This window comes from Streptomyces sp. HUAS TT7 (genome assembly GCF_051550175.1).
Taxonomy (GTDB): domain Bacteria; phylum Actinomycetota; class Actinomycetes; order Streptomycetales; family Streptomycetaceae; genus Streptomyces.
On record NZ_CP196175.1, the window covers coordinates 8,283,107 to 8,309,627 of the forward strand.

The following is a 26,521-nucleotide window of genomic DNA, read 5'->3' on the forward strand; positions in this document are numbered from 1 at the left end:
CGCAGTCAAAGCGTGGCGGCCGCGCGTTCGCGCACCTTGGCGCGCAGCCGGTCGGCGTCCGGCAGGCCGAGGTCGTCGAACAGTTCCAGGGCACGCTGCCAGGCGTCGAGGGCTTCTGAGGGCCGGCCTGCCGCGTCCAGGGTGTCACCGAGGTAGGCGAGGCACACTGCTTCGCTGCGGCGCTCTCCTGTCTGCTGGAACAGGGCGAGGGCGCGGTTGTAGCACTCGACGGCCCGGTCGTGCCGAGCGAGGTGCCGGTGGACGTAGCCGAGGCTGTCCCAGGTGTGCGCCTGCCCGCTGAGGTCGCCGATCTCCTCGACGAGCGGCAGGGCTTGGCGGCAGTACACCAGAGCCTGCCCGTAGGCGCCGAGTGCGGCCAGGTACCAGCCCATGTCGTTGAGTGCGATCGCCTGACCGCCGCGGTCGGACGCGGCCCGGAAGTGCTCCAGGGAGTGGCGGGAGTGGTCCAGGGCTTCCTCGTGCCGCCCCTGCGCCCACGCCATCTTGGCCAGGTTCTGCCGGGTGCGGGCCTGGCCCGCGTGGTTGCCGGCGTCAGCGAAGAGGCCGAGGGCGAGCCTGTAGTGCCGACGGGCCTCGTCCGTGTGTCCCTGCTGGAAGCGGGCGAGGCCGAGCCCGCGGTGGGCGGCGGCCTGCCCCGCCCTCTCCCCGCTGCGCCGCGCGGCCTCCAGGGCGGTGCCGTGAGCGGCTGCGAGGGCCTGCCAGTTGCCCTGGCGCTCCAGGAAAGTGGTCAGGGCCGCGGCGAGCTGCCAGGCATGGGCGTCGAATCCGTCCGGCGTCCGCTCCACAGCGGACAGCAGTACGGAGTGTTCGGCGGTGAACCAGGCCAACGCCTCGTCATGGTCGCAGGGTTGACCCGGCAGCGATCCGGTCACCGGCGGCGCGAGCGTCATCGGGTCGCATCGGCGGGTCAGGAGCGCGTCGGCCGCGTACGCCGTGTGCAGGTAGTGGTCGAGGAGGCGGCGGGTCGCCTCGGTGCGGGTGGTCTCGCTGTCCTGCTCGACACCCCGTTCGGTGGCGTAGACGCGCAGCAGGTCGTGGCAGGTGTATCTGCGCGGCCAGTGCTCGGTCAGGAGGTGGGCCGCGGTCAGCTCGGTGGCCAGCTCCCGCGCCCGTTCCGCGGTCACTCCCGCCAATGCGCCCAGTGCCGTCGCGTCCGCGTCGGGTCCGGGATGGAGGCCCACGCATCGGAACAGCCGCGCGGCCCGAGGGCTCAGCATGCGGTACGACCACTCGAAGACCGCCCGCACCCCGGTGCCCGGATCTCCGGTCTCCAGCGGGTCGAGCCGGCAGATCGCTACACCCAACTCATCGGCGAACAAACCCAGTTGTCGATCCGGACATGCGGCCGCCCGGGCTGCTACGACCGCGAGGGCCAGGGGCAGTCCGGCGCATCGCACGACGATCTCGTCCACCGCAGTCGGTTCCGCGGCCACCCGCGCGGCACCGAGGCGGGCGGCCAGCAGATCACGGGCCTCCGCCGGGGCGAGCAGACCCACTCCCAGCAGGTGAGCGCCCTCGGCGGCCGCGAGCCCCGTCAACGGGTTGCGACTGGTGATCAGCGCCAGACAGCCGGGCGCGCCGGGCAGCAGCGGGCGGACCTGGTCCGCGTCGCGGGCGTTGTCCAGGACGACCAGCATCCGTCGTCCGGCCAGCAGGCTGCGGTACAGGCCCACTTGGGCGTCCAAGGTGCCCGGCATGCGCGCGGCGGAGACGCCCAGGGCCTCAAGGAAGTCCCGTACGGCACGCTCCGGACCGACCGGCGTCCCGCCCGGGTCGAAGCCCCGCAGATTGACATAGAGCTGCCCGTCGGGGAACTCGCTGCGCACTCGCTGCGCCCAGTGCAGGGCCAGCGTCGTTTTGCCCACCCCGGCCATGCCCGACACGGCGGAGATCACCATGGCTGTCGGTTGCCGTCGTGCCTGGGCCAGAATCCGGTGCAGCCGGGTCAGTTCGTCCACCCTGCCGGTGAATCCCGGCACAGCCATGGGGAGTTGGGCGGGAACGATGGGCGGAGGGTGCTTTGTGTGTCGCGGCGGAGCGGACGGGTACAGGGCCGCGGGCGGCATTCCGGATGCGGGCGGGCCGATGCTGCTGAGCCTCGGCGTGGAGAGAGCGGCAGGGGCGGGGGAAACCGGTAACGGCGCAGAGCGTACCGGTGTAGTTATCACACGCCTCGCGTCGCGCGGCGGCTGTCCCCGCAGGATGTCCTGGTGCAATTCCTGCAGTCGCCTTCCGGGTTCCGTGCCCAGCTCCTCCACGAGGTGCCGCCTGGTCCGCGCATAGCAACGCAGCGCCGAAGCGGTGTCCCCCGTAGCGTGCAGGGCCCGCATGAGTGCCTCGGCCAGCGGTTCGGTGAACGGGTACTCCCCTTGGAGGTCGGTCAACCGGCTCGCCGCCGCGGCGGGTTCACCGCTGCGCACCTCGGCGCCCGCAAGGCGTATGGCGGCGTCCACGCGCTGTCGGTGCCATGCCTCCCGCACGCGCGCCACCCATGTCCCGTGCAGCCCGGTCAGGGGTTCGCCGCGCCACAGCTCCAGGGCGCCACGCAGCAGAGCGGCCTGCTCGTCGTCGGCCAGGCCGCTCTGTCCGGTCGGTGAGGTCAGGCGTTGGAACCGGTGCAGGTCCACCAGGTCCGGGTCCAGGGCCAGTTGATAACCGCCTGCCCGGCGCAACAGCGACCACCGTCCCTGTCCCGTGCTGTCGAGCCGCTCGGCCAGCCGCCGCAGCCGGGCGACGTGGGCGTACAGGGCACGGCGCGCGCCCCGTGGAGGATCGGCTCCCCAGACCCGGTCGATGAGGACCTCGACCGGCACCGGACGGCCGACGTTCACGGCCAACGCGGCCAGGACGGTGCGGCGTTGAGGGGGACCCGACTCCACCGGCCCCTCTCGGCCCACGAACTCCACCGGCCCTGAAAGACACAGTCGCAGCACCTCTTTCACCCCCCGTGCACGTTGCCTCCACAGTCCTCGCCCCCGCGCGCCGCGACAACCTTTCGGCAACTTCCCGGCCCATGCGCGGCCTTCAGTCTGGAGCGGAGGAGGCCCCGACCCGTGCCGGGCAGCCGGTACAGCCCGCACATCTGCGTACACCCACGAAGGAGGGCACCATGGAGTCGTCCACACCGTCCCGCGGGGACAGCGAGCGTGCCTGTACGCCTCCCGTTGCAGGCGCCCGCATGCGCCGCACCGATCCTCTGACCCTCCTGACCGCAGAGTTCGACGGCGTCCACGACGTGTGGCGCTCGGCGTCGGGCGCGGTGTGCGTGGCCGGTCCGGAAGCCGCTCGTGACGTGCTGGGCAACCGTGCCGCCACCGTGGCCGAGACCTCGGACTTCTACCGGACCCGCCGCGGCGTCTTCGGACCGCGCGACGCGCAGGTCCAGATCGCCCGCTCGGCCCGTGCCCTGCTCCGCCGCCACCTCGACCTACGACGACCCGACCTGCCGCGTCTGGTCGCCGACCGGCTCGTACCGACGAGTGCCTGGCCGGACGCCGGGAACCTGCTCGTCTTCCAGCACCTGCGCGACGTACTGCTGTGCCGGGACGCGCCCGACGAACTGCACGCCGTTGTCGGCGAGATCGTGGCCCGCGCGGTCCTCGCGGGCGCGCGGGCACGGCACTCGGCGCCCTCCCGGCTGATCTTCCGCCGCCGGGCGCAGCGGACACTCCTTGCCGAGATCACCGCTCGTCGAGCGGCACTGCGCCGAGTGCGGCCGTCCGGACAGCAGGCGGAAACCCGCGACCTGCTCGACGCCGTCCTCGTGGGGAGCGGACCCACGGCCGACCCCCGAGATCTCGTCGAGGTCTACCTGTCATTCCTGTTCGCCACCGCCGGGTCCATCGGCTTCGCCCTCGGCTGGTCGGTCTACCTCTCCGGCATGCATCCCAACTCACCTGTTGTGGAACCGAGTTGGACGGTTCGCGAGGCACTGCGGCTGTGGCCGGTGGCCTGGCTGTTCGGCCGTACGCCGAGCCGGGTGCACGACCTGGGCGGGACCACGGTGACCCCGCGCGACCAACTCGCCGTGTGCACCTACCTGGTGCACCGGCACCCCGCCCACTGGGAGCGGCCCGACGAGTTCGTCCCCGAACGCTGGGCGGATCCCGCCGCCGACCCCGCCTTCCTGCCTTTCGGGCATGGGCCGCACAGCTGCGCGGGCGCGACCGTCGCCATGCGGCTGCTCGAAGACCTCGTCCACGTCATCACTCGCGACTGGCACCTTTCGGTCGACCCTGTCGGCGACGGTCCCCACGTGGGCCCCTCGCTCGCTCCGCCGCGTTTCACCGCGGTGCTGAGCGCCCGCGCCGATCGCCCCTGAAGGAGGTGAACCACCATGCGTGCTCTGTATCGCCAGACCATGTCGGCCCTCAACATCCGACGCCTGTACGAATACTTCTGGTACCTGTACCACCACATCTGACCGGCCCGGCGCGGGGAGCCGACGCCCGGTCGGCTCCCCGCGCCCCACGAGGGGAATGCTCACGATGACCACCCCGCAGCACCCCGGCGACTTCCTTCGCCTCATGCGGATGCGCAGTGCCGAGGAGGACGGCATCTTCTGGATCGACGACGAACGCCTCGCCGTCTTCGAGCCGGAGGCGGCCCGCCACGTCAGCGCCACGAACTGGCACCGGTTCGTCATGCACGACCGCCTCCTCGACGTCGTACGCAAGCGCACCAGCACCCCGGTCCACTGGAGCCGGATCCGTTCCGCCTGGATGACCCAACTCCACGCGCTCGCCACCGAGGAGCACCACGGCCGGCTGATCGAGCGCATGCAACGGATCATCGATGCGCGACTCGGCGAGGACACGGACCTGGTGATGCTCACCCAGGACATGGCCGTACGCTCCCTGCTGCCCCTCGCGCTCTCCGGCCTCACCGCCCGCGAGGCAGACCTCGTGGTCCTGGACCTGCACTTGAAACTGCTGCGTCTGGTCTCGCCCGAACCGGGCGGGATCGGGCATCTCCTTCGCTTCAACGCCGTCCAGGTGCGCTCAGGCCTGGTCGTGCGCAGGGTCCTGCGCGAGCGCGCCGGCGGCAAGCGGAATCGTGAGCCGGACCTGGCCGACCCGTTCGTCGACCTGCTGCCCGACCTCGGTATGGACCGCGCGCTCGACGTGGTGACCGCCGTCCTCACCGCCATCGCAGGCCCACCGGGGACGGCCGCGGCGAGCCTGTTGTACGAGTTCGTCCGCAACCCCGAGTGGCAGCAGCGGCTGACCGCCGAACTGGCGGGCGTGGATCCGGCCGCCTTCCGCGCGGCGCCGACGCGGGCGGCGCCGGTGACGCACCGCTTCGTCAAGGAGGTGCTGCGCATGTGGAGCCCGCCGTTGCTGCTGGTACGGCGGTCCAAGTACGCCTTCGACCTGGGCAGCACCCGACTGGAGCCGGGCCAGTGGTACCTGCTGAGCCCGCACATGATCCACCGCGACGAGCGGGTCTGGAAACAGCCCGACGTCTTCGACCCCGACCGGTTCCTGCCCGGCGCGCCGCACGGCCCGGCGGACCGCACCTGCTACGTCCCGTTCGGCTGGGCACCCAAGAGGTGCATCGGCGCCGACATCGCGACGGTTCAACTCATGGCGCTGTGCCACCTGTTGTGCACGCGCTACCGCCTGACGGTCGCCGACCCGGCTGCCGTCACGATGGCCCTCCGCTTCGCCCCGGTCCCGGAGAACTTCCAAGGCCGCCTCACCCTGCGGTAGGCAGCGATTCCGACGGTTGTCCTGCGGATATCCGAGAGCTTGCCCCCGAGCCGCCGGTCGGCGTGGGACGGGATCGACGCGGACGGGGTGCTCAGCGCTCTCCGTGCACACCGCCGTCGTCACCCTTGCCTGGTACCCCGATGCCGGTGGCTGCCCGAGCGCTGCTGAGGGATCCGCGGCCTCCCAGGAGGCATCCCGCGCCGCCCCGGACGAATAGCCGACCACCCCGGCGGCTCCTCGTCCGAAGACACCGGGCAGGGCGGTGGTGCCGGTCCCAGGACGCCCGCCCGCGCCTGCTGCTCGTGCGGCTTGTCGCGGGGCGCGGCGTGGACGTAGCCGACGACGCCGTTCGCCCCGGTCGCGACCAGGCCGTTGCCGGGCGGCACGGTGCCCAGGGACCCGCCGAGCGGCAAGGCGAGGTGCCCTTCGTGTGGACGGCATCCACGCCCTCGTACGGCAGGCCGATCTGCGACCGGAACCGGGACCACAGGCGCCGGCGGCTCCACCCGACCTCGGCCGCCGGATCCTCGACCCTGACCCAGCCCCGGCTCACCTGCCGTCCTACACCTGACGGGCCGGGAGCGTTGGCGGGTGAATGGGTTGGGCCGCTCGGGGGCTGCAGGCCCGCACGTGTCCTGGTGGTCGGGTTTGGTGGGAGTCGTCCCGTGTACGCCGAACCAGGAGCTTTCATGCGTCGTCTCGTTGTTGCCACGGCCCTGGCGGCGGTTGCCGCTGCGGGGTTCGTTCCCGCTGCTGTCGCACTCGACGGTGATCTGCAGATCCCCTCCTATCCGATGGGGCACCACCCCAGGCCGGGTGATGTCGCCAGGGGCGGCGGATCTCCGTACTCGGTGACTCTCAGGAAGGACCGGAAGCCACCCTGCTGGTACCAGCACGGCGACGGAACATTCTCGGCGTACGACTACAAGCAGAGCACTGGGCGGTGCCCTTGGCCGGGCTATGTCGAACTGGCCTGACGGCTCCGCTCGGCCCTCACTGCCCGCGGCGCTGCGCCCAGGCTCTGGAGCACAGGACGTCGCTGGGGCCGAAATACTGCGCCGCTGTCGCGTCGCCGCACGGGGTGGAGTACAGATACGTGGCGTGACCTGTAGCGACGCATGACCGAACGGGAAGCCATTTCGTCGTGTGCCGGGCCGGGCCCTGTTCCCGTGTGCGGAGAGAGCTGGATGCCACGCTCGGGTGCGGGACTGGCCGTGCGGGAATGCCCTTCAGAGCAGGCCCGGCTTATCTCGACCCTGCGGCGCCGCCTGGGGCCGGACGGCGCCGCAGAGGGAGCCGGAGGTCTCCGCCGGGCCGGCTCCGCCAACGCGGTCGGCGAGCCGTGAGGGCACGCGGGCCCGTCGAACGGCAGCCGTGCCCGTTCAGCCGGATGGGTTATCGTGCCTGTTCGACCTTGACCGTTCGCGAACGGGAAGCAGAGATGGAGACGACCGCGGTGTCCGATCTTGGGCGGCTCGTCGCCGACCGGTACCTGCTCGTGGAGCGCGTGGGCAGTGGCGGCATGGGCACCGTGTGGCGCGCCGAGGACAAGCTGCTCGGCCGCCACGTCGCTGTGAAGAAGCTGCGCATTCCGCCGCACCTGCACGACGACGAGGTCCACACGCTGCACGAGCGCACCCGCCGCGAGGCCCGCAGCGCCGCCCGGATCACCCACCCCAATGTGATCGTGGTGCACGACGTGGTCGACGACGAGGGTCTGCCGTGCATCGTCATGGAGTACATACCTTCGCTCACGCTAAGCGATGTCCTGGAGCGTCGGGGTGCGCTGCCAGCCGATGAAGCCGCCCGGATCGGCCGGGCCGTGGCCGCCGCTCTGCATGCCGCCCACGATGTCGGGGTCCTGCACCGGGACGTCAAACCCGCCAACGTTCTGCTGGGAGACGACGGGCGGATCGTCCTCACCGATTTCGGGATCGCCATCGAGTCGGGAACGTCCTCGCTGACCAAGTCCGGCGAGCTGATCGGCTCCATCCGCTATCTGGCGCCCGAACGCCTCAGGAGCGCCGAGCCCGGTCCCGCCAGTGACCTGTGGGCCCTGGGGGCGACGCTGTACCGGGCCGTCGAGGGGCGGCACCCGTTCCACCGCGCCACCCCGATCGAGATCGCGTACGCCATCGCCGCCGAACCGCACGAGCCCCTGCGCAGTGCCGGGAACCTGACCGCGGTGATTGAGGGCCTGCTCGTCAAAGAGCCGGAACAGCGTATGGACGTGCTCGCGGTGGAACGCCTCCTGGGCGATGTGACCGGTACGCGAACGGCTCCCGTCGATACCCTCGCGCGGTCGGACCGTGCCGGCGACGCCGAACCTCCCGGACGAGCCGGACGAAAGGGCAGCGGCAACCGCCGTCGTACGGCGGTGTGGACGGTTTCGGCAGTGGCCCTCGCCGCCTGCGTGGCCGGCGGTTCACTGTGGTGGCTCAAGGGCGGTGCCGATGGGCCGAGTACCGACGCACCCCGGACCGCTGCCTCCACTCTGTCTCCGAGTGCCAGCCCCGCCCTGCCGCCGCTGCCAGCCGGTTATCACCTCGAAAAGGCGGACAGTCGCTTCTCCGTTCCCGTACGGGACGGCTGGACCAGCAAGACGCTCGCCGGTGGTGAAGTCGCCTACCTGGACCCGTCCGGCCTGGTGGGCCTGAGGATCAACGTCGTCCGGTTCGCGGGAACCGATCCTCTGCAGCACTGGCGTCAGACGGAGGAGGCCCAGACTCGTCGCGACAACCCCGGCTATGAACGGGTGAGGATGGTCCCAACCACCTTCCGAGGACGGCCTGCAGGGTACTGGGAGTTCACCTTCAACGGCAGGGCACGGAAATACCGCGCGGCGGAGGTGTCTTTCGCCGACGCCGACGGCACCCAGTACGTGATCTACCTTTCCGCGCCGGACGCACAATGGCAGCAGTACCGCCAGGTCTTCGACACCGCCGCCAACGGAGTCCATCTGAGCAACAACAACGCCTGACGTGGAAGGAACTGCCCGTCGACGTCGGCGATGACGGCAACCCCGAGGGACAAGACGGCACACACCTTCGCCACCTTCGTCTCCGCCATCGACTGCTGTCAGGAACTGGCCGTGGCGGGCAAGGGGATCCCCGGGCGTGTGGTGGGACGTCCCACCACACGGTCCACCACTCCTCCCACCACTCGTCCGACGATTCCGCCGCTTGGCAGCCGAACGGTCGTCCGGCAGTGCCTCGTCGCTGGACACGCTGCGCCGCGCGGCCCGCTGGGAAGCGCTGGCCATCCTTGTGGCGTTGTCCGTGCTGGCGGCGATCTTCAGCTAGTGGCTGTTCACGCAGCCGTGGTCCGGTGGTCGGCTGCATGCCGGCCGCCCGCGAGTGAGGTTGCCGGTGGCTAGCCGACGTAGTGGATGCAGACGCTGAGCGGGGCGCCCCAGCCGGTGTGTACCCGGACGAGGATCGCGCTGTTCACCACGGTCACGTTCTCCGAGTAGATGTGTGCATCGCCGACGCCCTCCCCGTACATGACGCCTTCAGAAGCGGATGCCACAACGGCCTGTGAGGGGGTGACCGGGGCGCCGTACCAGGTGAGGACTTGTCCGTCGTTCACCCCGGTCCAGCAGTTGGTCTGCGACAGCGACGCTGCGCTGAAGGATCTCTTGCTCACCAAAGTGGGCTGTTTGGGAGCGGGCGGCGGTGCGGCGCCTGCGGATGCCGACTGGGTGAGGACCGCGCAGCTGACCACGACCCCGAGGCCTGCCAGCAGTGTCACGAACCGGGACCTTTTCATGATCCTCCCTCGCCAGGACGCTCAACGGTGTGAGTGAGAGTGCGCACCCAGGGTCCTGCGGGCAGAGCCGAGACGGGAAGGCATCTGTCGGCCGTGAGACGTGCCCCGTTTCAGGACAGAGCCCGGGTCCGCGCGTTTGCTGTCGCGGCGCGCTCAAGTGCCCGGGCGGCAGTCCGTCGACGGCTTCGGTGGCTCTGTTCACGAGAAAAGCGAGAAAAGGAAGAGTTGTGCAGCGGGCCGATCGTGATCGCTGTCCGTGCGGCCGCCGACCGGTGCGTAGGAAGTTGAGTGCTGGGGCTTGAGGCTGCCGCAGCGGAAGCCTTTACCGTGCTGAGCGGGGCCGGAGATTCCGGCCCGGTGAAGCGTGTGTGGGGGAGGCGGCGATGGCCTGGCCGATCGCGGAGGTCGCCCGGATGTCGGGTGTGACGGTCCGGACGCTGCGGCACTACGACGAGATCGGCCTGCTGCTGCCGGCCTGGATCGGTGCCAACGGCCACCGTTACTACGAGGAGGGCCAACTGCTGCGGCTGCAGCAGGTTCTCGTGCTGCGGGCGCTGGGCCTGGGATTGCCCGAGATCGGCCGGATCCTGGCCGCGCAGGTCGACGAGCTGGAGGCGCTGCGGGGCCATTACCGTCGGCTGCTTGCCGAGCGCGACCGGCTGGATGCTCTGGTTGGCACCGTTGCCCGCACGATCGCCGAACTGGAGCAGTCCAGGAAGGGCGGGAGAGACGTGATCAGTATCAGTCGGCCGGAGAATCTGTTCGAGGGCATCCGGTCTGCCCAGTGTATGAAGGTCCTGCGTGGTTTCCCGGAGTTGGCCGGGGCCGTCGAGCGGCGTGCTTCGGCGTTGAGCGAGGCCGAGGTCGAGGCCGAGGAGCGTGAGCGCACGGCGCAGATGATCCGGCTGGCGGAGCTGCTGGCCGCCGGTCTGCCCGCCGACGCCGACGCGGTGCAGGCGGAGATCGACACCCAGTACCGGACGCTGGCCCGGAGCCGGCCGGCCACCGCCGAGGAATATTGCGCGATCGGACGCTGCTGCGTGGAGAACGAGCACTGGTACGCGGTGTACGAGTCGATCGCGCCGGGCCTGGCCCTGTACCAGCGGGCCGCCATCGAGGCGTACGCCGCAACTCGGCTGCGCTGAGCCGGACGGGGACGGGGCCGCCGCCACGGGGGAGCGGCGGCCCCGCCGGGGCGGGCCACTTGCAGGTTCCGCACCGCCACTACTCGGCTCGGCGCCATGTCGATCAGCGGGACCATGGCCAACTCCGCGGGCAGGTCGTGTCCGAACGGGCCAGGCCGACCGTGCCGTTCCACAACACGGCTTGCAGGCATTCCTGGACGGCGCGCACCACTGGCCCCTCGCGCGGCCTGCTCCCATTCCAGTACGACTGCCAGAAGGGGGCGGTGCCCTGCGGAAACCGGAATCAGCGGCAGTCGCTCAGTTCAGCCGGCCGCAGCCGGTCGCCGCGGGCCAGCGGATCGTCGGCGCGCAGGACCATGCCGACCGGATCGCTTTGCAGCGCACGCACCGTCAGGGCGGTCTCGTCGAACGGCGCCCGGGTGAGCGACGCGAGCACCGCGCAGCACAACCCGAATCGGCGTGAGCGGCACCGAGATGAACACCAGCGCCGAGCCCACCAGCCAGCCAGGGGCCACCCGCCCAGCGACAACGGGCCGCTGCAACTCGCCGCAGCAGCCAGCAGGAGACAGCCAGTGGCCCATGAGGATGCACGGGGGCGGCTGGACTTTTGCATCACTGTCTGTCGCTCAATCATGCCCGACCTCCGGGCGCGTGCATTGGTGGGAGCACAGGGAGATTGTGCCTCTGGGGGGAAGCGGGGTGGACCACCGTCGGCCGGAAGCATCACGGCCCCGCCCACTGGGGCGGGGCCGTCAGGGCGAGAGTGCCCCGGAACCGGCCGACGGGTGCCGCTACCCCCTGCGGCTCGGTGGTCCACTCGGGAGGCCCACCGTGGTCATTCGACCCGGGGCGCCCCGGCGTGGGCCGGAGACGGCCGGACCGTCCGGGGGCGCGGTTCACACCTCCAGTTCTGCCTCGATCTTCTTCAGCTGGTGACGGGCCATGGCGAGGTTGGCCCGGGTCTTGTCGAGGGCCAGGTAGAGGAAGAGTCCGGTGTGGTTACGTCCCGTCAGGAGCCGGATCAGGTGGTACTGGGAGCCCAGGGTGATCAGGATGTCCTCGATCTCGTCCTTGAGCCCGAGCAGTTCCATGGTGCGGACCTTGGCGCGCACCACATCGGTGTTGCCGGCGGCGGCCACCGAGAGGTCGAGGTCCTTGCTGCCGCCCAGGGTGCCGAGGGCCATGCCGCTGCTGTAGTCGACGAGCGCCACGCCGATGGTCCCTTCGATCGTGGACATCGCTTCCTTGAGCGCGGCTTCCGTGTTGGCCATGGGATTCGTGCTTCCTTTCCGCTGTCTGCCGTTCGAGGTGTTCCCGGGCCGGTCGGCACGGGGACGAGTGGGAGTCATGGGGTCTCCAGTCGGCCGAGGCTGTCGTCGACCAGGTCGCCGATCCGGGCGCTCGCCCGGCGGGCTTCGAGATGCAGCCGACCCACGTTGATGCGGGGCTGGGCGAGGAGGGTGAGCACGGCGGACGAGCCCGCCGCATAAGTGGCGACGTAGCCCTGGTCGCCGCGCAGGAGGAGTTCGTGGAAGGCGCCCTGTCCTGCTGTGTCGGTGAGACGCCGGGCGACGCCGAGGGCCGCTGCGGTGAGTGCGGCGAGCGGCTCGGCCTCGTGCGTCGAGTCCTGGGCGAGCACCAGCCCGTCGACGCTGGCCGCCAACGCCCCGCGAAGCTGGGGCAGTTGGAGCCGCAGCCTGCGCAGCTCGGTGAGCACCTCGGCCTCGGCTGCCATCATCTGTTGTCTCCTCTCGGCGCGCTGCCTCCGGGCGCGGATCACAGCGCGGCCTCCAGGCCGTCACGCAGTCGGCGCAACAGAACGACGTCCGCCGCGGTTTCCGCTTCGGCCGATGCCCGCGCCATTGGGACGGGCATTCCCTCGCGAGGAATGGTCGCCAGGGGTGTCTCGATCGCGCCGCCGGCCGCCAGCCGGCGGACGTCGACCAGGGTGTGGAAGGCCGGTCGGCCGAGCAGGCGGGCCATGTCCTGAGGGGTGCGGACGCCGTCGGCCAGGGCGAGCAGCGGCCGCTGGCGGCCTGTGACCGGTGCCGGGGACGAGTTCCGGGCGCGGACCACGGGGGCGGTGTCGACCTCCGGATGCGGCCAGAGCCGACGCAGCAGTTCCCGGCGACGTGCGGCCTCCCGGGCCACCGAGTGCGCCGGGACAGCAACCACCGGGCCGATCCAGTGCGCCACTCCGTAGCGGAAGCGGGTGGGGCCGCTGCCGGGGGAGAGGGCGAAGAACGCCGCGTCGAACAGCGCGCCCAGATGGCACAGTTCGAGTTCGCCGCCCGGAACCTGGCCGCTGTCCACGAGGAAGCGTCCCACCTCGCCGGTGGGTCCCGCCTGGTCGACGGCCCATTGCCAGCTCTCGGGGTGCAGTCGGCCGCCCACCGTCAGGAGCACGCCGATGCCGGGAGCGGACGGACTCTCCGCGTGGACCACCTGCCCGTCGATGAGGTAGAGCGTGCCGCTGTCGCGCAGCAGCGCGCCGGTCGCGTGCTCGGCCACCAGCCGACGGAGCATGGGTGAGAGATGTCGGCCGTCGGCGGACTCCGTGGTCCGGTTCACGCCAGGACCAGCCGTTCGGCCAGTTCACGCAGTCGCAGCCGGGCCAGCGCGAGGTTGCCCAGCTCGGTGTCGAGCCAGAGGTACAGGAAGACGCTGCTGTCGTGGGCCGTTCTGACGAAGCGCAGGAGATGGTAGCCCTCGTGCGTGGCGACGAAGACGTCCTCCAGCGGCAGCAGCCCGCCAGAGGTGTCCGCGGTACCAGGTATGAACACGGGGTGTTCGGCGGCGCTCCTGGCGAACTCGGCGGTTTCCGCTGCGGCCGCTTCGTGGTCCCCGCCCGGCGAATCGCCGATGGTTCCGAGCGCGAGCCCGCTGGTCCAGTCGACGAGTGCCGCTCCGAGCGCGCCGGGCAGCCGCATCGTCTCCAGCAGGCACTCGTCGATTCCGGGCACGCGGAACTCCCCTCCCTGGGGTCACTCGGGGCAGGCGCCGCGGCGCTACTCCGGTGCCGCAGTGACGGAGAAGTTACGCCCGGTGTAGTGAGAAGGAGGAGGTTCTGGCATTTTCCCGTGGGACATGCCGTGGATGGATACGATCCGCGCGTACATCACGCCGGAGCAGCTCCGCCGACCGTCCACGGCTCCTTTCAGGCAGTCACCCCGGTCCCTCAGGAGAGGTCGGGCTGGGCCGCCCTCGCCAAGCTTGCGCTCGACCGTGTACGAACCGATGCGGCCGGCACGTCCGATGTGCCCTTCATTCCCCTGCCACTCCGTCGGGCCCACTCGGTCCCCGAATCCGTTCGACCTGCCCCTCCCCGGACGGGAGATCGTCCCACCCCACGGATCACAGAGGACACACAGGTGCCGTCAACTTCCGGTGTTCGCTGAGGTGTCACCGCCGATGGACAAGCCTTCTCCTGGCGGTCCGGCGGCAGGGGATCTGTCCTCTCTGCAAGCAGGCGCTGATGGTCGGAGCCGCCTACGAACCGGACAGCGCGTGAGGGGGAGGCCGAGTGGGCTCAGTCCGTTGTGCGCTCTTGGAATCCCATCACGGCCGCGCCGTGCTCGTGAGCCCATTCGGTCAGCACGGCGATCGGCTTCACCAGCGTCCGGCCCAAGTCGGTCAGCACGTACTCGACCTTCCCGGCCTCGGCGTGGCGGTCGACCAGGCCGTACCCCTGCAACCGCCGCAGCGTCTGGGTCAGCACTTTCCGCGAGATTCCACCGATCAGGTCGACCAGCTCGCCGTGTCTGCACGTACCCCGGCTCAACGCGAACAGCACGACCACGGCCCACTTGTCGGCGATGATCTCGACTGCCAGCCGAGCCGGGCAGTCGGCGAGGAAGACGCTGCCGGAGTACTCACGCATACCCCGACGGTAGCCCGCTGCCAGGAACCTCCAGGTACCTACCGCCTCACTAGCGTCCACGGCGGAAGCTGCCGGGAAAGGGGAACCGCATGAGAGCAGTAACCGACTGGCCGGGCGGGCGGAAGGTCGTCGCGCTGGTCACCGTCGCGTTGGAGCTTTGGTCACCAGGGCACTGGCCCGCCTACGCGCCGATGGCCGCGGCGTGGCCGCTGTCCGGCATCGACGACACGCACAGCACCTCCTGGGCCAACTATGGTGTCACCACCGGCATTTGGCGGCTGCTCGACGTCCTCGGTGACCTGCCCGCCACTGTCGGCGTCAACGGACTGGTGGCCGAGCGGCACCCCGAGACCGTCCTGGCCGTGCACGAGGCGGGTCACGAGATCGCCGCGCACTCCTGGGCCCAGGACGTGGTGCCCGCGCTGCTCGATGTCAACGCCGAGCGGACCAATGTCCGTCGCTGCACCGACATCCTTCGACGTGTCACCGGCGTTCGCCCGACGGGCTGGATGAGCCCACGCGCCACCGGTTCGAGGCACACGTCCGACCTGCTCGCCGAGGCCGGCTACCGCTGGACCGGCGACCACAGCGACCGCGACCTCCCTCAGGTCCTGTCCACCACTCACGGTCCTCTGGTCTCCCTCATGCACAGCGACCACTCCGACGTCCGTGACGCCGCGGCCGGCCCGTACGCCTACCGCGACCTGCACCGTGAGCTGCTGGACCAGCTGCTCGCCGCCCCCGGCCCGGGCGTCTTCCGCCTGACCGTCCACGCCCACGTCGCAGGCCGGCCGCTCCTCGGGGGCATGGTCGGCCAGATCCTCGACCACATCCGTGAGTCCGGCGACGTCTGGGTCGCCACCCACGCCCAGGTGGCCGAACACATCCTGACGCACCAGGGAAGAACCCCATGACCCACATCCTCGTCGTCGGAGGCACCGGAGCCATGGGCCGTCACGTGGTCCGACACCTGCTGGCCACCACCGACGCCACCATCACCGTCCCCACCCGCCACCCGGAGTCCGCCCACGCCACCGAACTCGCCGCCGTCGCGCCCGACCGCGTGCAACTGGTCCGCTCCGACCAGGCGGACCTGGAGGACCTGACCGGACAGGCCGACCGCGTGTTCGCCAACACCGACTTCTTCGCGACGGGGAGCGCCGTGGGCGAATACCGGCAAGGGCTGCGCTGGCTGGCCGCCGCGGAGCGGACCGGCGTGGAGCGTTTCATCTGGTCCTCGTTGGACAGCGCGGTGTCCCTGACCGGCCACCCCGTCCCGCACTTCGACAGCAAAGCCGCCGTCGCCGCCCAGATCGACCTGATGCGGTCGGAGGAAATGCTCCGCAAGGAGACCGACGGCTGGTACACCAGCCACGTCTCGGTACTGACCACGGCCCCTTACTTCGAGAACCTGCGGGACCGGCTCACCCCCCGACCGGACGACCGGGGCGGCCTGACCTTCAAACTCCCCCTCGGCGCCGCCCACTACCCGCTTGTCGCCCTCGACGACATCGCCTGGTTCACCTGCCACATGTTCGACAACTGGCAGTCCTGGGGCGCCCGCGACCTCGCCGTGATCGGCGACAGCCTCACCGGCAACGAGATCGCCGCCACTTTCACCCAGGTCACGGGCACCCCCAGCACCTACATCCCGATGCCGTACGACGAACTGCGCGCCGCAGTCCCCGACTTCGGCCACGACTACGCGGCGATGTTCCAGTTCTTCGCCGACCGTGATCTCTACGCCCGGGACCGGGACATCAGCCTCCTGCGCCGCCTGCACCCCGACCTGATGACCTTCGAGGACTGGCTGCACCACACCGGATGGACAGGATGACCACCCACCACGCCAGGTCCCAACGCGAGCACATACGACAAGGATCGTCACGCAAGGGCCGTTGACCTTATATCGAACCGGCGGCGAGCCGGCCGTGGGTGCCAACGCACCGCAGGTGCACCACCGTGCGGCTGGACAGGGCGAGCGACGAAGGGTAGACAGGCACACAAAGCTCATGGCGCACACGGTTGATCCTGCTCGACAACCCGTCAGCCATCAGCTTCATCGTTGTGCAGACGTGTCCAACTCGCGGTCACCACCGCCCAGTTGGAAGAAGCCCAGTGTGTGTCCGCGATCGCCGGCACGCGCTGTCCGCCGCGGCTCAGCTGAACCACGCGGGCCCCGCCGCCGGATCACGCGGCGTTACGGGCCTGGCGGCGATCGCCTCGTCGGCGACCACTTCATCAAGGTGCTTGGCCGACTGTCCCGTTCAGCCCGGTAGTCCCCCCTGGCGCACTTGCCGAATACCGGCCACGGTCCCGAACGACAGCCATGGCGCGATGCCGTTGATGCCCTCTTCGGGGCCGTGCGGCCCCGCTCCAACCGACCAGATTCAGTCATGTCGACATGCGGGCCGATGAGCCTTCGCGTCACGTCCGCCCCAGAGCTGGCGGGCATGCGGAAGAGCTGGGCGGACCAGCGGCCGCCTCGTGCTCGCTGCCGGATGTACCGTCCCATCAGCGAAGATGATGATCCGCTGAGGTAATCCGGGTGATCCGGGCTGACCCACCTCGATTCAGCCACCGGAATGAGAAGTTCCGGATGACGTACCTTGCTGCCGCTGAGGCACTCGATTAACCTCCTTATCGCCAGCTCGCAAATTTGATCGGTTGGACTGAGGAGTGTGACCATGCTCGCAGTGCCGCACGGATGCGGCTGTGGTCCTTTCTCCGCCATGTTGTGTCAGAGATAATTAAGCGACTGTGCGCCTCCGCTTTCCTTCGCCCTCCATTTGTAAAGACAAGTCAACGGGATATTATTTCCGATGGCTGCATTCTTTTGTGCTCGAAAGCAGAGCGGCTTGAAAACCGCCAGTCAAGGCTGCCGTGGCAGCTTTTGCACTGGCTGCCGCACTCGCGATAAGTGGATCAGCTCAAGCAGTGAATGCCAAACTCTCCGGCGAGTTCCTCGATCACTGCCAACGCCGCACACAGAAACGTGAGAAACTTCGTTGAGCTTGTCAACCGCCGATTACTCACCGCTCGATCCTTCTGATCTGAAGGAGCTGCGCGCAAATTTCTCAGGCGAACTGATCTCGCCCCGGGACGCTGAGTTCGACGAATCCCGCCGTATCTGGAACGGAATGATCGACCGCAGGCCCGCGCTGATCGCGCGGTGCCGTTCGACGTCCGATGTCAGTGCGGCCGTCCGATTTACTCACCGAACCGGACTTCCGATATCCGTGCGCTGCGGCGGACACAATGTCGCAGGCACCTCCGTGGTCGACGGCGGTGTGGTGATCGACCTGTCGCTGATGCGCGAGGTGCGTATCGACGTCGAGAACCGGATAGGCGAGGCGGACGGCGGGTGCCTGCTGCGCGACGTCGACATCGCCACCACCGCACATGGCCTGGCCTGCCCCGCCGGCGTCTTCTCCTATACCGGCCTCAGCGGGCTCGCGCTCGGCGGCGGCTACGGCTGGCGGGCCCGTAAATGGGGTCTGACCTGTGATCACATCATCGGCGCCGAAGTGGTGCTCGCCGACGGCTCGGTGGTCGAGGCGTCCGAGGAACAGCACCAGGACCTGTTGTGGGCCCTGCGTGGCGGTGGCGGGAACTTCGGCATCGTGACCAGGTTCCGGCTGCGTCTGCGTCCCGCCGACCGGGTGCTCGTGCGTACCGGTCTGTATGCGGGCGACAATGCCGCCACGGCACTGCGGATCTACCGGAAATTCACCGCCACCCTTTCCGATGACTTCCATCTGCTCGGCGGACTGCGCCACGCAAGGCCGACGGATTCGCTTCCCGAGGATCTGCGTAGCCGTCCGGTCCTTGACTTCCTTTCCGTGTGCTCGGCGGATGACGAAGCGAGCCGGGCTGAATCCGAGGCACTTTTCGCCGCGATGCCGGAAGGCGCCACCACCGAGACGGTGATGACCTACCTGGAACTCCAGGCGATGTGTGACGAGAGTGCGCCCGACGGACGCCGTTACTACACCAAGTCGGGATACGTATCCGAATTGGACGACGAAGCCATCGACCGGCTGGTCGCGGCGGCCGCCGCCAATCCGTCGAGCACCGGATCGATCGACATCGAATTCCTGCTCGGCGAGATTTCACGCGGCAGTGCGGACGACTCCGCCTTTCCGCAGCGCCAGGCACCGTTCATGGTGAGCGCGTACGGATCGTGGGACGACGCGGAACTCGACGGTCCCGGAATCGCTTGGGCGCGGCAGACCGTGGTTGCGTTGCGGGAATGGGAACACCCCGGCGGATACGTCAACTACATCTCCCTCGAAGACAATCCGGGTGATTCCGTCGAGACTTACGGCAAGGAAATTTACGCCCGGCTGGCGCGAGTCAAGCAGCACTACGATCCGCAGAACTTCTTCCGTGGCACCCGTGCCGTAGCACCGGCCGCCAACGGGAACGCCACGTGACGGGGCTGGCCGAGGACGTGCTGGCGCTCGCGGCCACCCAACCGCGGGCCCCGGCCCTGCGGTGGCGAGGTTCCGACGTGACCTACGCGGAGCTCGCCGGCCTCGTCCAGCACGCCCATGACCACCTCGCCGGGCATCCCGGCGACGGCCCGCTCGCGGTCGTGGCTGCCAAGTCGCCCGAGACGGTCGCGTTCGTACTCGCCTGCGGCCTTGCCCGCCGCGCCGTGCTGCTGCCCTCACCGGACCTCGGCCGTACGGCGCTGGCCGAGCTGGTCGAGCGGGCGGGCTGCGAGCATGTGGCGACGGCCACCGCGACCGGGATCGAGGTACGGAAGACGGGGTCGCCCGCCCGACCGAGCGGCGACGTACGGTTCCTGCTCACAACCTCCGGGTCGACGGGAAAGCCGAAGATCGTGCCGGTCTCGGCCGGATCCACCGACCGGTTCATGAGCTGGGCCGCCGAGACGTTCGGGATCGGGCCGGGCACGCACGTGCTCAACTACGCGCCGCTCAACTTCGACCTGTGCCTGCTCGACGTCTGGGCGACACTGCGGGCCGGCGGCAGGGTGACGCTGGTCGAGACCGACCACGCGGTGAACCCGCGCCATCTCGTCGAGCTGCTCGAAGCCGATCAGCACGTGGTGCAGGCCGTCCCGATGTTCTTCCGGGTCGTCGCAGACGCCGTGCGGTCATCGGGCGCCCAGTTCCCCGGCGTGCGGCACGTCGTACTGACCGGGGACCACACCTCTCGCCCGCTGCGCGCCGAGCTGCCCAAGGTGTTTCCCGGCGCGCGGTTCCACAACATCTACGGCTGCACGGAGACCAACGACAGCTTCATCCACTCCTTCGACGGGCACGAGGCCGCCACGGACGAGGTGTTGCCGCTGGGCAGACCGCTGCCTGGCGTCCGCGCGCGGCTCATGACCGACGACGGCGAGCTGACCGGCCCAGGCACCGGCGAGCTGTGGGTGGCCACGCCGTTCCAGACGCGAGGCTATCTGCACGAGGACGGCGGGCGGTTCGTCACCGGACCCGACGACGCGACGTACTTCCGCTCCGGTGACCTGGTCTCGCGCGCCGAGGACGGCGTACTGAGGCTCGTCGGCCGGACCGACTTCCAGGTCAAGGTGCGCGGGGTGCGGGTCAGTATCGAGGACGTCGAGCGCGTCATCGCCGAACACCCGGAGGTCGCCGAGGTCGGCGTCGTGGCGATACCGGATCCCCAGGCGGGACAGCGGTTGCACGCAGTCGTCCGGCGCCGGTCCGACCGGCTGGCCGGGCTGGGGCTGCGGCAGCACTGCGCGCAACGGCTGGTGAGGGCCGCGATCCCGTCGGCCTTCCAGCTCGTCGACAGCCCGCTGCCGCTCACCTCGACCGGCAAGGTCGACCGGAAGCTGATCAGAGAAGAGCTGCTGGCAGGAGAGGCATGACCACCACCGAAAGCATCACCGAAGCCGTCAAGGCACACATCCTCGCGGAGTACCTGCCAGGAACACCGCGCGAAGAGCTGGAGACCTCCTACGACCTGCTCGACAACGGCGTGGTCAGCAGCCTGGACCTGCTCGTGTTGATCACGTGGGTAGGGCAGCGTTTCCAGATCCCGATCGACGACGTGGAGCTCTCCCCGGATTCCTTCCGGACGATCGACACGATCAGTGAATTCGTCGAGCGAACAACCGGAAAGTGACAACTGACTTCTTGGAGGAAGCGAAATGATCGTCAAGAAGAGAGGCGAAGTCAAGGTCGTCGAGTGGGGCAACGGGACAAGCCACCGTTTCCTGCTCGAAGCCGACGGCATGGGCTTCACGGTATGCCACACCGTCGTGCGGGCGGGCACGAAGTCACGTCTGCAGTACCGCAACCACCTGGAGGCGTGTTACTGCATCGCGGGCCGCGGATCGGTCGTCACGGCCGACGGCGCCGTCACACACGAGATCACGCCGGGGGTGCTGTACGCGCTGAACGAGCACGACGCGCACTTCTTGATTGCCGCGCCGGACACCGACCTCGACCTGATCAGCATCTTCAACCCGCCGTTGCACGGCAACGAAACGCACGAACTCGACGCCGATGAATTCTCCGAGTACTAGGACGGACCTTGCCGCAGGCGAACGACCACCAGCGCGAGCTGCGGGAGGCGATCCTCGCGATCGGCCCCGCGCTCGGCGCCGAGCACATCGCACGCGACCACACCGGCACGTTCTCCGAGGACGGGTGGAAGCGGCTTGCGGAGGCTGGGCTCTTCGGCCTGCCGTTCGGTGAGGATTTCGGCGGGCTCGGGCAGGACCTCCTCACCACGATGCACGTCCTGGAGGCACTCGGTGAGAGCTGCCGCGACGGCGGGCTGAGCTTCTCCGCCTCGACACACATCGTGAGCGCGGGCGTCCCGCTGCAACGGTTCGGCCGTGCCGAACTGAAGTCCAGGTACCTGCCCGGGATCTGTGCCGGAACGGCGATCGGCGCACATGCCATCACCGAGCCCGAAGGCGGCTCGGACATCATGCGCATGCGCACGACCGCGGTTGCCGACGGCGACACCTTCGTGCTGAACGGCACGAAGGCATTCGTCAGCAACGGCCCCATCGCCGACCTGATCGTGGTCTACGCCCGTACCGGCAAGCCCGAGAACCCGGCGGGAATCACCGCGTTCCTGGTCGAGCGTGACACTCCGGGAATCACCACCGGCCAGCCGATCGAGAAGATGGGTCTGCGGACGTCACCGCTGTGCGAGCTCTTCCTCGACGACGTCCGCGTACCGAAAGCCAACGTCATCGGTTCGGTCGGCGCCGGATTCCTGGTACTCGACCACGTGATGAAGTGGGAGATCCTCTGCGGCTTCACCATCAACCTCGGTGAGATGCAGCACCGCCTGGAGCGCTGTGTCGAGTACGCCCGCACCCGCACCCAGTTCGGAGCGCACATCGGCTCCTACCAGTCGACGGCGAACCGCATCGTGGAGATGAAGGTCGACGTCGAGACGTCGCGCAAGTGGCTCTACGACACCGCCGAGAAGCTCTCCTCGAACCAGAACATCGCAACCGACCTCGCGATCACCAAACTCGTGACCAGCGAAGCCAACGTGCGGTCGGCACTGTCGGCGATCCAGATCTTCGGCGGATACGGCTACACCGCCGAGTACGGCCTGGAGAAGGAACTGCGCAACGCCGTCGCCGGCACCATCTATTCAGGCACCACGGAGATCCAGAAGCAACGGATATCAACCCTCATGGGTCTGCACCGCGCCGCCACACCGAAAAGGGTATGAGCAGCAATGGATTCTGATCTGCACCGGCTCACACGCCCCACCGAGTACCTCGACCACGAGTCACCGACCGTGCGGGCGTTCGTCGACAAGACACTGTCGGCAACCGACGCGAAGACCGACATCGACAAGGCGATCGCGCTCTATTACGCGGTGCGCGACGACATCCGCTACGAAGTCTACGGCGCCGACCTCTCACGGTCCGGGCTCAGGGCGAGCTCGATCATCGAGGCCGGATTCGGCTTCTGCGTCCACAAGTCGATCGTGTACGCGGCCGCCGTCCGCTCCGTCGGGATCCCGAGCCGGCTCGTCTACGGCGACGTACGCAACCACCTCGCCTCCCCACGGCTGCGTGAGCTCGTCGGCGGCGACGTCTTCCGCTACCACAGCCTCACCTCCGTACACCTGGACGGGAAGTGGGTGAAGGCCACCCCGGTCTTCAACAAGCTGCTGTGCCGGCTGTACAAGATCGCGCCGCTTACCTTCGACGGCCGGTCGGACAGCCTGTACCACCCCTACGACGATCTCGGCCGCAGGCACATGGAGTTCCTGCAGATGCACGGCGACTTCGACGACGTGCCGTACGAGCAGGTCGTCGGCGGCATCCGGCAGGCGCACCCGCTGCTCTTCGCCAGCTCCAGCACGACCGCCGCGGGTTCACTCGCGGACGAAGCCGGCCCCAACCCCACCGCATAGCACACGCGAGCAAGTAAGGACGAACGTGGACAAGATCAAGTACCAGCTCGACGAGAAGGATCTCCCGGCGACCTGGTACAACATAGCCGCCGACCTGCCGGGAACCACCCAGCCCGCTGCGCTCAACCCGAAGACCGGACAGCCGCTGACCCGCGACGAGTTGCTGCATGTGATGCCCGAGCAGCTCGTCGACCAGGAGACCAGCACCGAGCGGGAGTTCGAGATCCCCGAGCCGGTCCGCCAGCTCTACGCGCACTGGCGGCCGTCGCCGCTCTTCCGGGCCCGCCGACTGGAGCGCGCGCTCGACACCCCCGCCCGCATCTACTACAAGTACGAGGGCGTCGCACCGACCGGCAGTCACAAGCCGAACACCGGCATCCCGCAGGCCTACTACAACAAGCTCGCGGGCAAGACCGGACTGGTCACGGAGACCGGCGCGGGCCAGTGGGGCAGCGCGGCCGCGCTGAGCGCCTCGTTCTTCGGCATGACCGCCAAGGTCTTCATGGTCAAGGTCAGCTTTGAACAGAAGCCGTACCGCCGCGCGTTGATGGAGTCCTTCGGCGCCGTCTGCATCCCCAGCCCGAGCATCGAGACCGCGGCCGGCCGCGCGATCCTCGCGGACGACCCCGACTCACCGGGCAGCCTCGGCATAGCCACCTCCGAGGCGCTGGAGGTGGCGGCGCAGGACCCGACGCTGGGCTACACACTGGGCAGCGCGGCCAACCACGTACTGGCGCACCAGACAGTGATCGGCCAGGAAGCGCTGCTGCAGATGGACATGGCCGACGACTACCCGGACATCGTGATCGGATGCTCCGGCGGCGGCAGCAACCTCGCGGGCCTGTCGTTCCCGTTCCTCGGCGAGCAGTTGCGCGGCGGCCGCAAGGTACGGGTGATCGCGGTCGAGCCCGCCGCGTGCCCCACCCTCACGAAGGGCGCCATCGCCTACGACTACAGCGACACCGGCCGGCTCGGCCCGCTGTTCCGCATGCACACCCTCGGCCACACCTTCGTGCCGCCCGCGGTGCACGCGGGCGGTCTGCGTGCGCACGGCATCGGCCCGCTGATCAGCCGCGCCGTCGAGGAGCACCTGATCGACCCGATCGCGGTCGGCCAGCTCGGCTGCTTCGAGGCGGGCGTGCAGTTCGCCCGGACCGAGGGCATCCTGCCCGCGCCGGAATCGACCCACGCGATCCGCGCGGCCATCGACGAGGCGAACCGGTGCCGTGAGGAGGGGCAGTCGCGCGCGATCCTCTTCGGCCTGTCGGGCCACGGCCACTTCGACCTGACCGCGTACGACAAGTACTTCGCGGGCCAGCTCGACGACGAGATCGTCGACGAGAAGGAGCTGATCCGGGCTGCCGCGAGCATCCCCGAGGCGGCCACCCTTCGATGACCGACCTGCCCAGGACGCGGCTGAGCCAGGGGCTCCTGCCCCTGACGAGCTTCGCGTTCCTCACCGCAGCCCTCGACGTCTTCGCGGGCAACCAGCTCCAGGCACACAGCCCGGCGACGGTCGCGGCGATCTCGTTCACGCTCGCCACCGTGTTCTTCCTCGGCGGCGGCATGATCCGACAAGGTGTGGCGGCCACGCTGCGGCCGATCCGCGACAACCGCTACGACGTGATCATGATCAACGTGACGACCGCCGTGACGTGGCTGTCGATGCTGTACGCCTTGAGATTCCTGGAACCAGCGGTCGTCAACGTGGTCGGGCTCGCTCTGGGACCGTTGCTGACCGTGCTGGTGAGTCCGGTGCTGCGTCCTGGGACGACGGTGCTGCGCACCGAGATCATCATCTCGCTCATCATCGGCGTGATGATCGCGATGCTGGTGTGGGGCTCGTTCACCGGCCGAAGCGCGGTCGGTGAACGCTCCATGACCGACACCGCGATCGGTATCGCGCTCACGCTGATCACCGGGCTCGGCTCGGCGACCAACGTGATCTACTCGAAGCGGCTGAGCGAGGCGAAACTGAAGCCGCAGTCGGTGCTGGCGCTGCGGTTCTTCCTGATGATCGTGGCGGCCTGGGCGCTGGTGGCCTTCGACGACCGGCGCGGTATCACGGCGGCGTTCGTACCGTCCCTGGTCATCGCGGTGATCGGCGTCGCGGTGCCGCTCTACCTGCTCCAGGTCGGCATCAAGCACACCGAGCCGATCACCGCGTCCGTGCTGCTCACGCTCTCGCCGCTGTTCGCGTTCTTCCTGCAGCTGACCGACCACCGGCTCACCTGGTCAGTGCTCACGTTCGTCGGCGTCATCGGCATCGTGTCGCTGGTCGCCATCAGCACAGTGGCACGGGCGAAGCACGATGCGAAGGCCGTGTCCGAATCCACCGAGGAAGCAAGGATCAGCTCATGAAATGCGCCATCGTCGACGCGTACGGCATCGGCCGGTTCCTGCCCGCCGCGCTGCGCCGATACGGCGTCGAGCCGCTGCACGTCCGCTCCCAGTTCCCCGACGTGCACCTGAGCTACGAGCCGGCCGACTTCGAGACCGACATCCAGCACTCCGGTGACCTGGAGGCCACCGCCGCCCGGCTGCGTGAGCTCGGCGTCGGGTTCGTGGTGGCCGCGATGGAGTCGGGCGTACTGCTGGCCGACGCGCTGTCCGCCGCGATCGGCACGCCGGGCAACGGGTCGAGTGATCCGCAGGCTCGTCGCGACAAGCACCGCATGGTGCGGGCCGCCGAACGGGCCGGTCTCGCCGTGGCGGACAGCTTCGCCTCGCCGGCCGCCGACGACGTCGTCGCCTGGGCCGAGACCCGCGGTCAGTGGCCCGTCGTGCTGAAGCCGGTCGCGAGCGCGGGCATGGACAACGTGCACTTCTGCCACGACTCCAAGGACATCAGAGCCGCGCACGCGAGTATCCGCGCAGCCACCGACCGGTACGGCAGGGCCAACGAGACCGCGCTCGCCCAGGGTTTCCTCGACGGCGACGAGTACTTCGTCAACACCGTCAGCCGGGAGGGCAAGCACCACATCGTCGAGATCTGGCGCTACCGCAAGCACCGCATCGACAGCAACCGCTCCATGGTCAGCAACGAGCACCCGGTGCCGTTCAACGACCCGGACGCCAAGCAGGTCGGCGAGTACGCGCTCGGCGTGCTCGACGCCTTGGAGATCCGCAACGGCGCCGCCCACACCGAGATCATGCAGACCGCGCACGGCCCGGTCCTGGTCGAGTGCGGCGCCCGGCTCGGCGGCGCGCACCTGCCGGACCTCGTCACGCGCTCCATCGGCACGAATCAGGTCGACCTGCTGGCCCTCGCCATCGCCCGGCCCGAGGAGGTCACAGCGGGCAGGCTGCCGACCTACCAGCTCCTCAACCACGTGAGGTTCATGAACCTGATCGTGCCGCGTGACGGCGTGATCCCCGACGAGGCGGGCTGGGAACCGGTGCGCTCGCTGGAGTCGTTCCTCGAACTCGTCGTCACCCAGCCGACGGGCAAGCGGATCGAGCGGACCGTCGACCTCGCCACCTCCCCCGGCTACATGTACCTCAGCAACGACCAACCGGACCGGCTCGAAGCCGACTACGAGCGGGTGCGTGAGCTGGAACGCACCGGCCTCTACCAACCGAACCACTGAACCACCGCACCG

At 69.2% G+C, this 26,521-nt stretch carries 22 protein-coding genes and 2 pseudogenes; 15 read left to right on the forward strand and 9 right to left on the reverse strand.

Annotated elements, in window-relative coordinates:
- Nucleotides 1-5 precede the first annotated feature (5 nt).
- Nucleotides 6-2,900 carry an AfsR/SARP family transcriptional regulator gene (locus ACSHXC_RS37615; RefSeq protein WP_438295817.1) on the reverse strand — a complete coding sequence of 965 codons (2,895 nt, stop codon included), beginning with the start codon at nt 2,898-2,900 and terminating at the stop codon, nt 6-8.
- Between the two features lie 230 nt (nt 2,901-3,130).
- On the opposite strand from ACSHXC_RS37615, the gene ACSHXC_RS37620 reads away from it, so the two are divergent.
- Both ACSHXC_RS37620 and ACSHXC_RS37625 read left to right on the forward strand, forming a co-directional pair.
- Nucleotides 3,131-4,342 (forward strand): cytochrome P450, encoded by a 1,212-nt coding sequence (locus ACSHXC_RS37620; protein ID WP_438295818.1) that lies wholly within the window; start codon nt 3,131-3,133, stop codon nt 4,340-4,342.
- A gap of 166 nt (nt 4,343-4,508) precedes the next feature.
- Nucleotides 4,509-5,732 (forward strand): cytochrome P450, encoded by a 1,224-nt coding sequence (locus ACSHXC_RS37625; RefSeq protein ID WP_438295819.1) that lies wholly within the window; start codon nt 4,509-4,511, stop codon nt 5,730-5,732.
- Between the two features lie 454 nt (nt 5,733-6,186).
- On the opposite strand, the pseudogene ACSHXC_RS37630 reads toward ACSHXC_RS37625, so the two are convergent.
- A pseudogene (locus ACSHXC_RS37630) lies at nt 6,187-6,282 on the reverse strand (AraC family transcriptional regulator); the annotation flags it as partial.
- 891 nt (nt 6,283-7,173) lie between these two features.
- Between ACSHXC_RS37630 and ACSHXC_RS37635 the strand changes: the two are divergent.
- Nucleotides 7,174-8,712, forward strand: coding sequence for a serine/threonine-protein kinase (locus ACSHXC_RS37635; RefSeq protein WP_438295820.1), 1,539 nt, complete (start codon nt 7,174-7,176; stop codon nt 8,710-8,712).
- Nucleotides 8,713-9,104: 392 nt separating this feature from the next.
- Here the strand turns inward: ACSHXC_RS37635 and ACSHXC_RS37640 are convergent, their stop codons facing one another.
- On the reverse strand, nt 9,105-9,482 hold the full coding sequence (locus ACSHXC_RS37640) for a hypothetical protein (RefSeq protein ID WP_438295821.1): 378 nt from the start codon (nt 9,480-9,482) through the stop codon (nt 9,105-9,107).
- 401 nt (nt 9,483-9,883) lie between these two features.
- Between ACSHXC_RS37640 and ACSHXC_RS37645 the strand changes: the two genes are divergently transcribed.
- Complete coding sequence (locus ACSHXC_RS37645) at nt 9,884-10,645, forward strand: MerR family transcriptional regulator (protein ID WP_438295822.1); 762 nt, start codon at nt 9,884-9,886, stop codon at nt 10,643-10,645.
- Between the two features lie 65 nt (nt 10,646-10,710).
- Here the strand turns inward: ACSHXC_RS37645 and ACSHXC_RS37650 are convergent.
- The 6 genes and pseudogenes from ACSHXC_RS37650 to ACSHXC_RS37675 all read right to left on the reverse strand — a co-directional run.
- Nucleotides 10,711-11,072: pseudogene (locus ACSHXC_RS37650) on the reverse strand (LysR substrate-binding domain-containing protein); the annotation flags it as partial.
- A 469-nt stretch (nt 11,073-11,541) separates the two neighbouring features.
- The gene (locus ACSHXC_RS37655; protein WP_438295823.1) at nt 11,542-11,916 is read right to left on the reverse strand and encodes a hypothetical protein; all 375 of its coding nucleotides are present in this window, start codon (nt 11,914-11,916) and stop codon (nt 11,542-11,544) included.
- A 74-nt stretch (nt 11,917-11,990) separates the two neighbouring features.
- On the reverse strand, nt 11,991-12,380 hold the full coding sequence (locus ACSHXC_RS37660) for a roadblock/LC7 domain-containing protein (protein ID WP_438297058.1): 390 nt from the start codon (nt 12,378-12,380) through the stop codon (nt 11,991-11,993).
- A gap of 41 nt (nt 12,381-12,421) precedes the next feature.
- Entirely contained in the window at nt 12,422-13,171 is a 750-nt protein-coding gene (locus ACSHXC_RS37665; RefSeq protein WP_438295824.1) for a transcriptional regulator, read from the reverse strand.
- Nucleotides 13,172-13,212: 41 nt separating this feature from the next.
- The gene (locus tag ACSHXC_RS37670; RefSeq protein ID WP_438295825.1) at nt 13,213-13,608 is read right to left on the reverse strand and encodes a hypothetical protein; all 396 of its coding nucleotides are present in this window, start codon (nt 13,606-13,608) and stop codon (nt 13,213-13,215) included.
- Nucleotides 13,609-14,174: 566 nt separating this feature from the next.
- On the reverse strand, nt 14,175-14,525 hold the full coding sequence (locus ACSHXC_RS37675; protein WP_438295826.1) for a winged helix-turn-helix transcriptional regulator: 351 nt from the start codon (nt 14,523-14,525) through the stop codon (nt 14,175-14,177).
- A gap of 89 nt (nt 14,526-14,614) precedes the next feature.
- Between ACSHXC_RS37675 and ACSHXC_RS37680 the strand changes: the two genes are divergently transcribed.
- From ACSHXC_RS37680 to ACSHXC_RS37730, 11 genes are all read left to right on the forward strand, one after another.
- The gene (locus ACSHXC_RS37680) at nt 14,615-15,439 is read left to right on the forward strand and encodes a polysaccharide deacetylase family protein (protein ID WP_438295827.1); all 825 of its coding nucleotides are present in this window, start codon (nt 14,615-14,617) and stop codon (nt 15,437-15,439) included.
- Nucleotides 15,436-16,362 (forward strand): NmrA family NAD(P)-binding protein, encoded by a 927-nt coding sequence (locus ACSHXC_RS37685; RefSeq protein ID WP_438295828.1) that lies wholly within the window; start codon nt 15,436-15,438, stop codon nt 16,360-16,362. Before ACSHXC_RS37680 ends, ACSHXC_RS37685 begins: the two co-directional genes overlap by 4 nt.
- A 1,177-nt stretch (nt 16,363-17,539) precedes the next feature.
- Nucleotides 17,540-18,961: an FAD-binding oxidoreductase gene (locus tag ACSHXC_RS37690; RefSeq protein WP_438295829.1), complete on the forward strand. Its 1,422-nt coding sequence runs from the start codon at nt 17,540-17,542 to the stop codon at nt 18,959-18,961.
- Entirely contained in the window at nt 18,958-20,391 is a 1,434-nt protein-coding gene (locus ACSHXC_RS37695; protein WP_438295830.1) for an AMP-binding protein, read from the forward strand. Before ACSHXC_RS37690 ends, ACSHXC_RS37695 begins: the two co-directional genes overlap by 4 nt.
- The gene (locus ACSHXC_RS37700; RefSeq protein ID WP_438295831.1) at nt 20,388-20,648 is read left to right on the forward strand and encodes an acyl carrier protein; all 261 of its coding nucleotides are present in this window, start codon (nt 20,388-20,390) and stop codon (nt 20,646-20,648) included. Before ACSHXC_RS37695 ends, ACSHXC_RS37700 begins: the two co-directional genes overlap by 4 nt.
- Nucleotides 20,649-20,673: 25 nt before the next feature.
- On the forward strand, nt 20,674-21,051 hold the full coding sequence (locus tag ACSHXC_RS37705) for an ectoine synthase (RefSeq protein ID WP_438295832.1): 378 nt from the start codon (nt 20,674-20,676) through the stop codon (nt 21,049-21,051).
- An 8-nt stretch (nt 21,052-21,059) separates the two neighbouring features.
- Nucleotides 21,060-22,226: an acyl-CoA dehydrogenase family protein gene (locus ACSHXC_RS37710; protein WP_438295833.1), complete on the forward strand. Its 1,167-nt coding sequence runs from the start codon at nt 21,060-21,062 to the stop codon at nt 22,224-22,226.
- A gap of 6 nt (nt 22,227-22,232) precedes the next feature.
- Nucleotides 22,233-22,919: a transglutaminase-like domain-containing protein gene (locus ACSHXC_RS37715; RefSeq protein WP_438295834.1), complete on the forward strand. Its 687-nt coding sequence runs from the start codon at nt 22,233-22,235 to the stop codon at nt 22,917-22,919.
- A gap of 25 nt (nt 22,920-22,944) precedes the next feature.
- Nucleotides 22,945-24,315, forward strand: a complete 1,371-nt coding sequence (locus ACSHXC_RS37720) for a TrpB-like pyridoxal phosphate-dependent enzyme (RefSeq protein ID WP_438295835.1) — start codon at nt 22,945-22,947, stop codon at nt 24,313-24,315.
- Complete coding sequence (locus ACSHXC_RS37725) at nt 24,312-25,280, forward strand: EamA family transporter (RefSeq protein ID WP_438295836.1); 969 nt, start codon at nt 24,312-24,314, stop codon at nt 25,278-25,280. Before ACSHXC_RS37720 ends, ACSHXC_RS37725 begins: the two co-directional genes overlap by 4 nt.
- Nucleotides 25,277-26,509 carry an ATP-grasp domain-containing protein gene (locus tag ACSHXC_RS37730; protein ID WP_438295837.1) on the forward strand — a complete coding sequence of 411 codons (1,233 nt, stop codon included), beginning with the start codon at nt 25,277-25,279 and terminating at the stop codon, nt 26,507-26,509. The genes ACSHXC_RS37725 and ACSHXC_RS37730 overlap by 4 nt, the downstream gene beginning before the upstream one ends.
- Nucleotides 26,510-26,521: the final 12 nt, after the last annotated feature.

What these genes read in the sequence shown, in the direction of transcription:
- ACSHXC_RS37705 (WP_438295832.1), top strand. Translation starts at nt 20,674, where the DNA reads ATGATCGTCAAGAAGAGAGGCGAAGTCAAGGTCGTCGAGTGGGGCAAC.
- ACSHXC_RS37700 (WP_438295831.1), top strand. Translation starts at nt 20,388, where the DNA reads ATGACCACCACCGAAAGCATCACCGAAGCCGTCAAGGCACACATCCTC.
- ACSHXC_RS37635 (WP_438295820.1), top strand. Translation starts at nt 7,174, where the DNA reads ATGGAGACGACCGCGGTGTCCGATCTTGGGCGGCTCGTCGCCGACCGG.
- ACSHXC_RS37655 (WP_438295823.1), bottom strand. Translation starts at nt 11,916, where the DNA reads ATGGCCAACACGGAAGCCGCGCTCAAGGAAGCGATGTCCACGATCGAA.
- ACSHXC_RS37645 (WP_438295822.1), top strand. Translation starts at nt 9,884, where the DNA reads ATGGCCTGGCCGATCGCGGAGGTCGCCCGGATGTCGGGTGTGACGGTC.
- ACSHXC_RS37730 (WP_438295837.1), top strand. Translation starts at nt 25,277, where the DNA reads ATGAAATGCGCCATCGTCGACGCGTACGGCATCGGCCGGTTCCTGCCC.
- ACSHXC_RS37715 (WP_438295834.1), top strand. Translation starts at nt 22,233, where the DNA reads ATGGATTCTGATCTGCACCGGCTCACACGCCCCACCGAGTACCTCGAC.
- ACSHXC_RS37725 (WP_438295836.1), top strand. Translation starts at nt 24,312, where the DNA reads ATGACCGACCTGCCCAGGACGCGGCTGAGCCAGGGGCTCCTGCCCCTG.
- ACSHXC_RS37685 (WP_438295828.1), top strand. Translation starts at nt 15,436, where the DNA reads ATGACCCACATCCTCGTCGTCGGAGGCACCGGAGCCATGGGCCGTCAC.
- ACSHXC_RS37680 (WP_438295827.1), top strand. Translation starts at nt 14,615, where the DNA reads ATGAGAGCAGTAACCGACTGGCCGGGCGGGCGGAAGGTCGTCGCGCTG.
- ACSHXC_RS37675 (WP_438295826.1), bottom strand. Translation starts at nt 14,525, where the DNA reads ATGCGTGAGTACTCCGGCAGCGTCTTCCTCGCCGACTGCCCGGCTCGG.
- ACSHXC_RS37620 (WP_438295818.1), top strand. Translation starts at nt 3,131, where the DNA reads ATGGAGTCGTCCACACCGTCCCGCGGGGACAGCGAGCGTGCCTGTACG.
- ACSHXC_RS37660 (WP_438297058.1), bottom strand. Translation starts at nt 12,380, where the DNA reads ATGGCAGCCGAGGCCGAGGTGCTCACCGAGCTGCGCAGGCTGCGGCTC.
- ACSHXC_RS37625 (WP_438295819.1), top strand. Translation starts at nt 4,509, where the DNA reads ATGACCACCCCGCAGCACCCCGGCGACTTCCTTCGCCTCATGCGGATG.
- ACSHXC_RS37665 (WP_438295824.1), bottom strand. Translation starts at nt 13,171, where the DNA reads ATGCTCCGTCGGCTGGTGGCCGAGCACGCGACCGGCGCGCTGCTGCGC.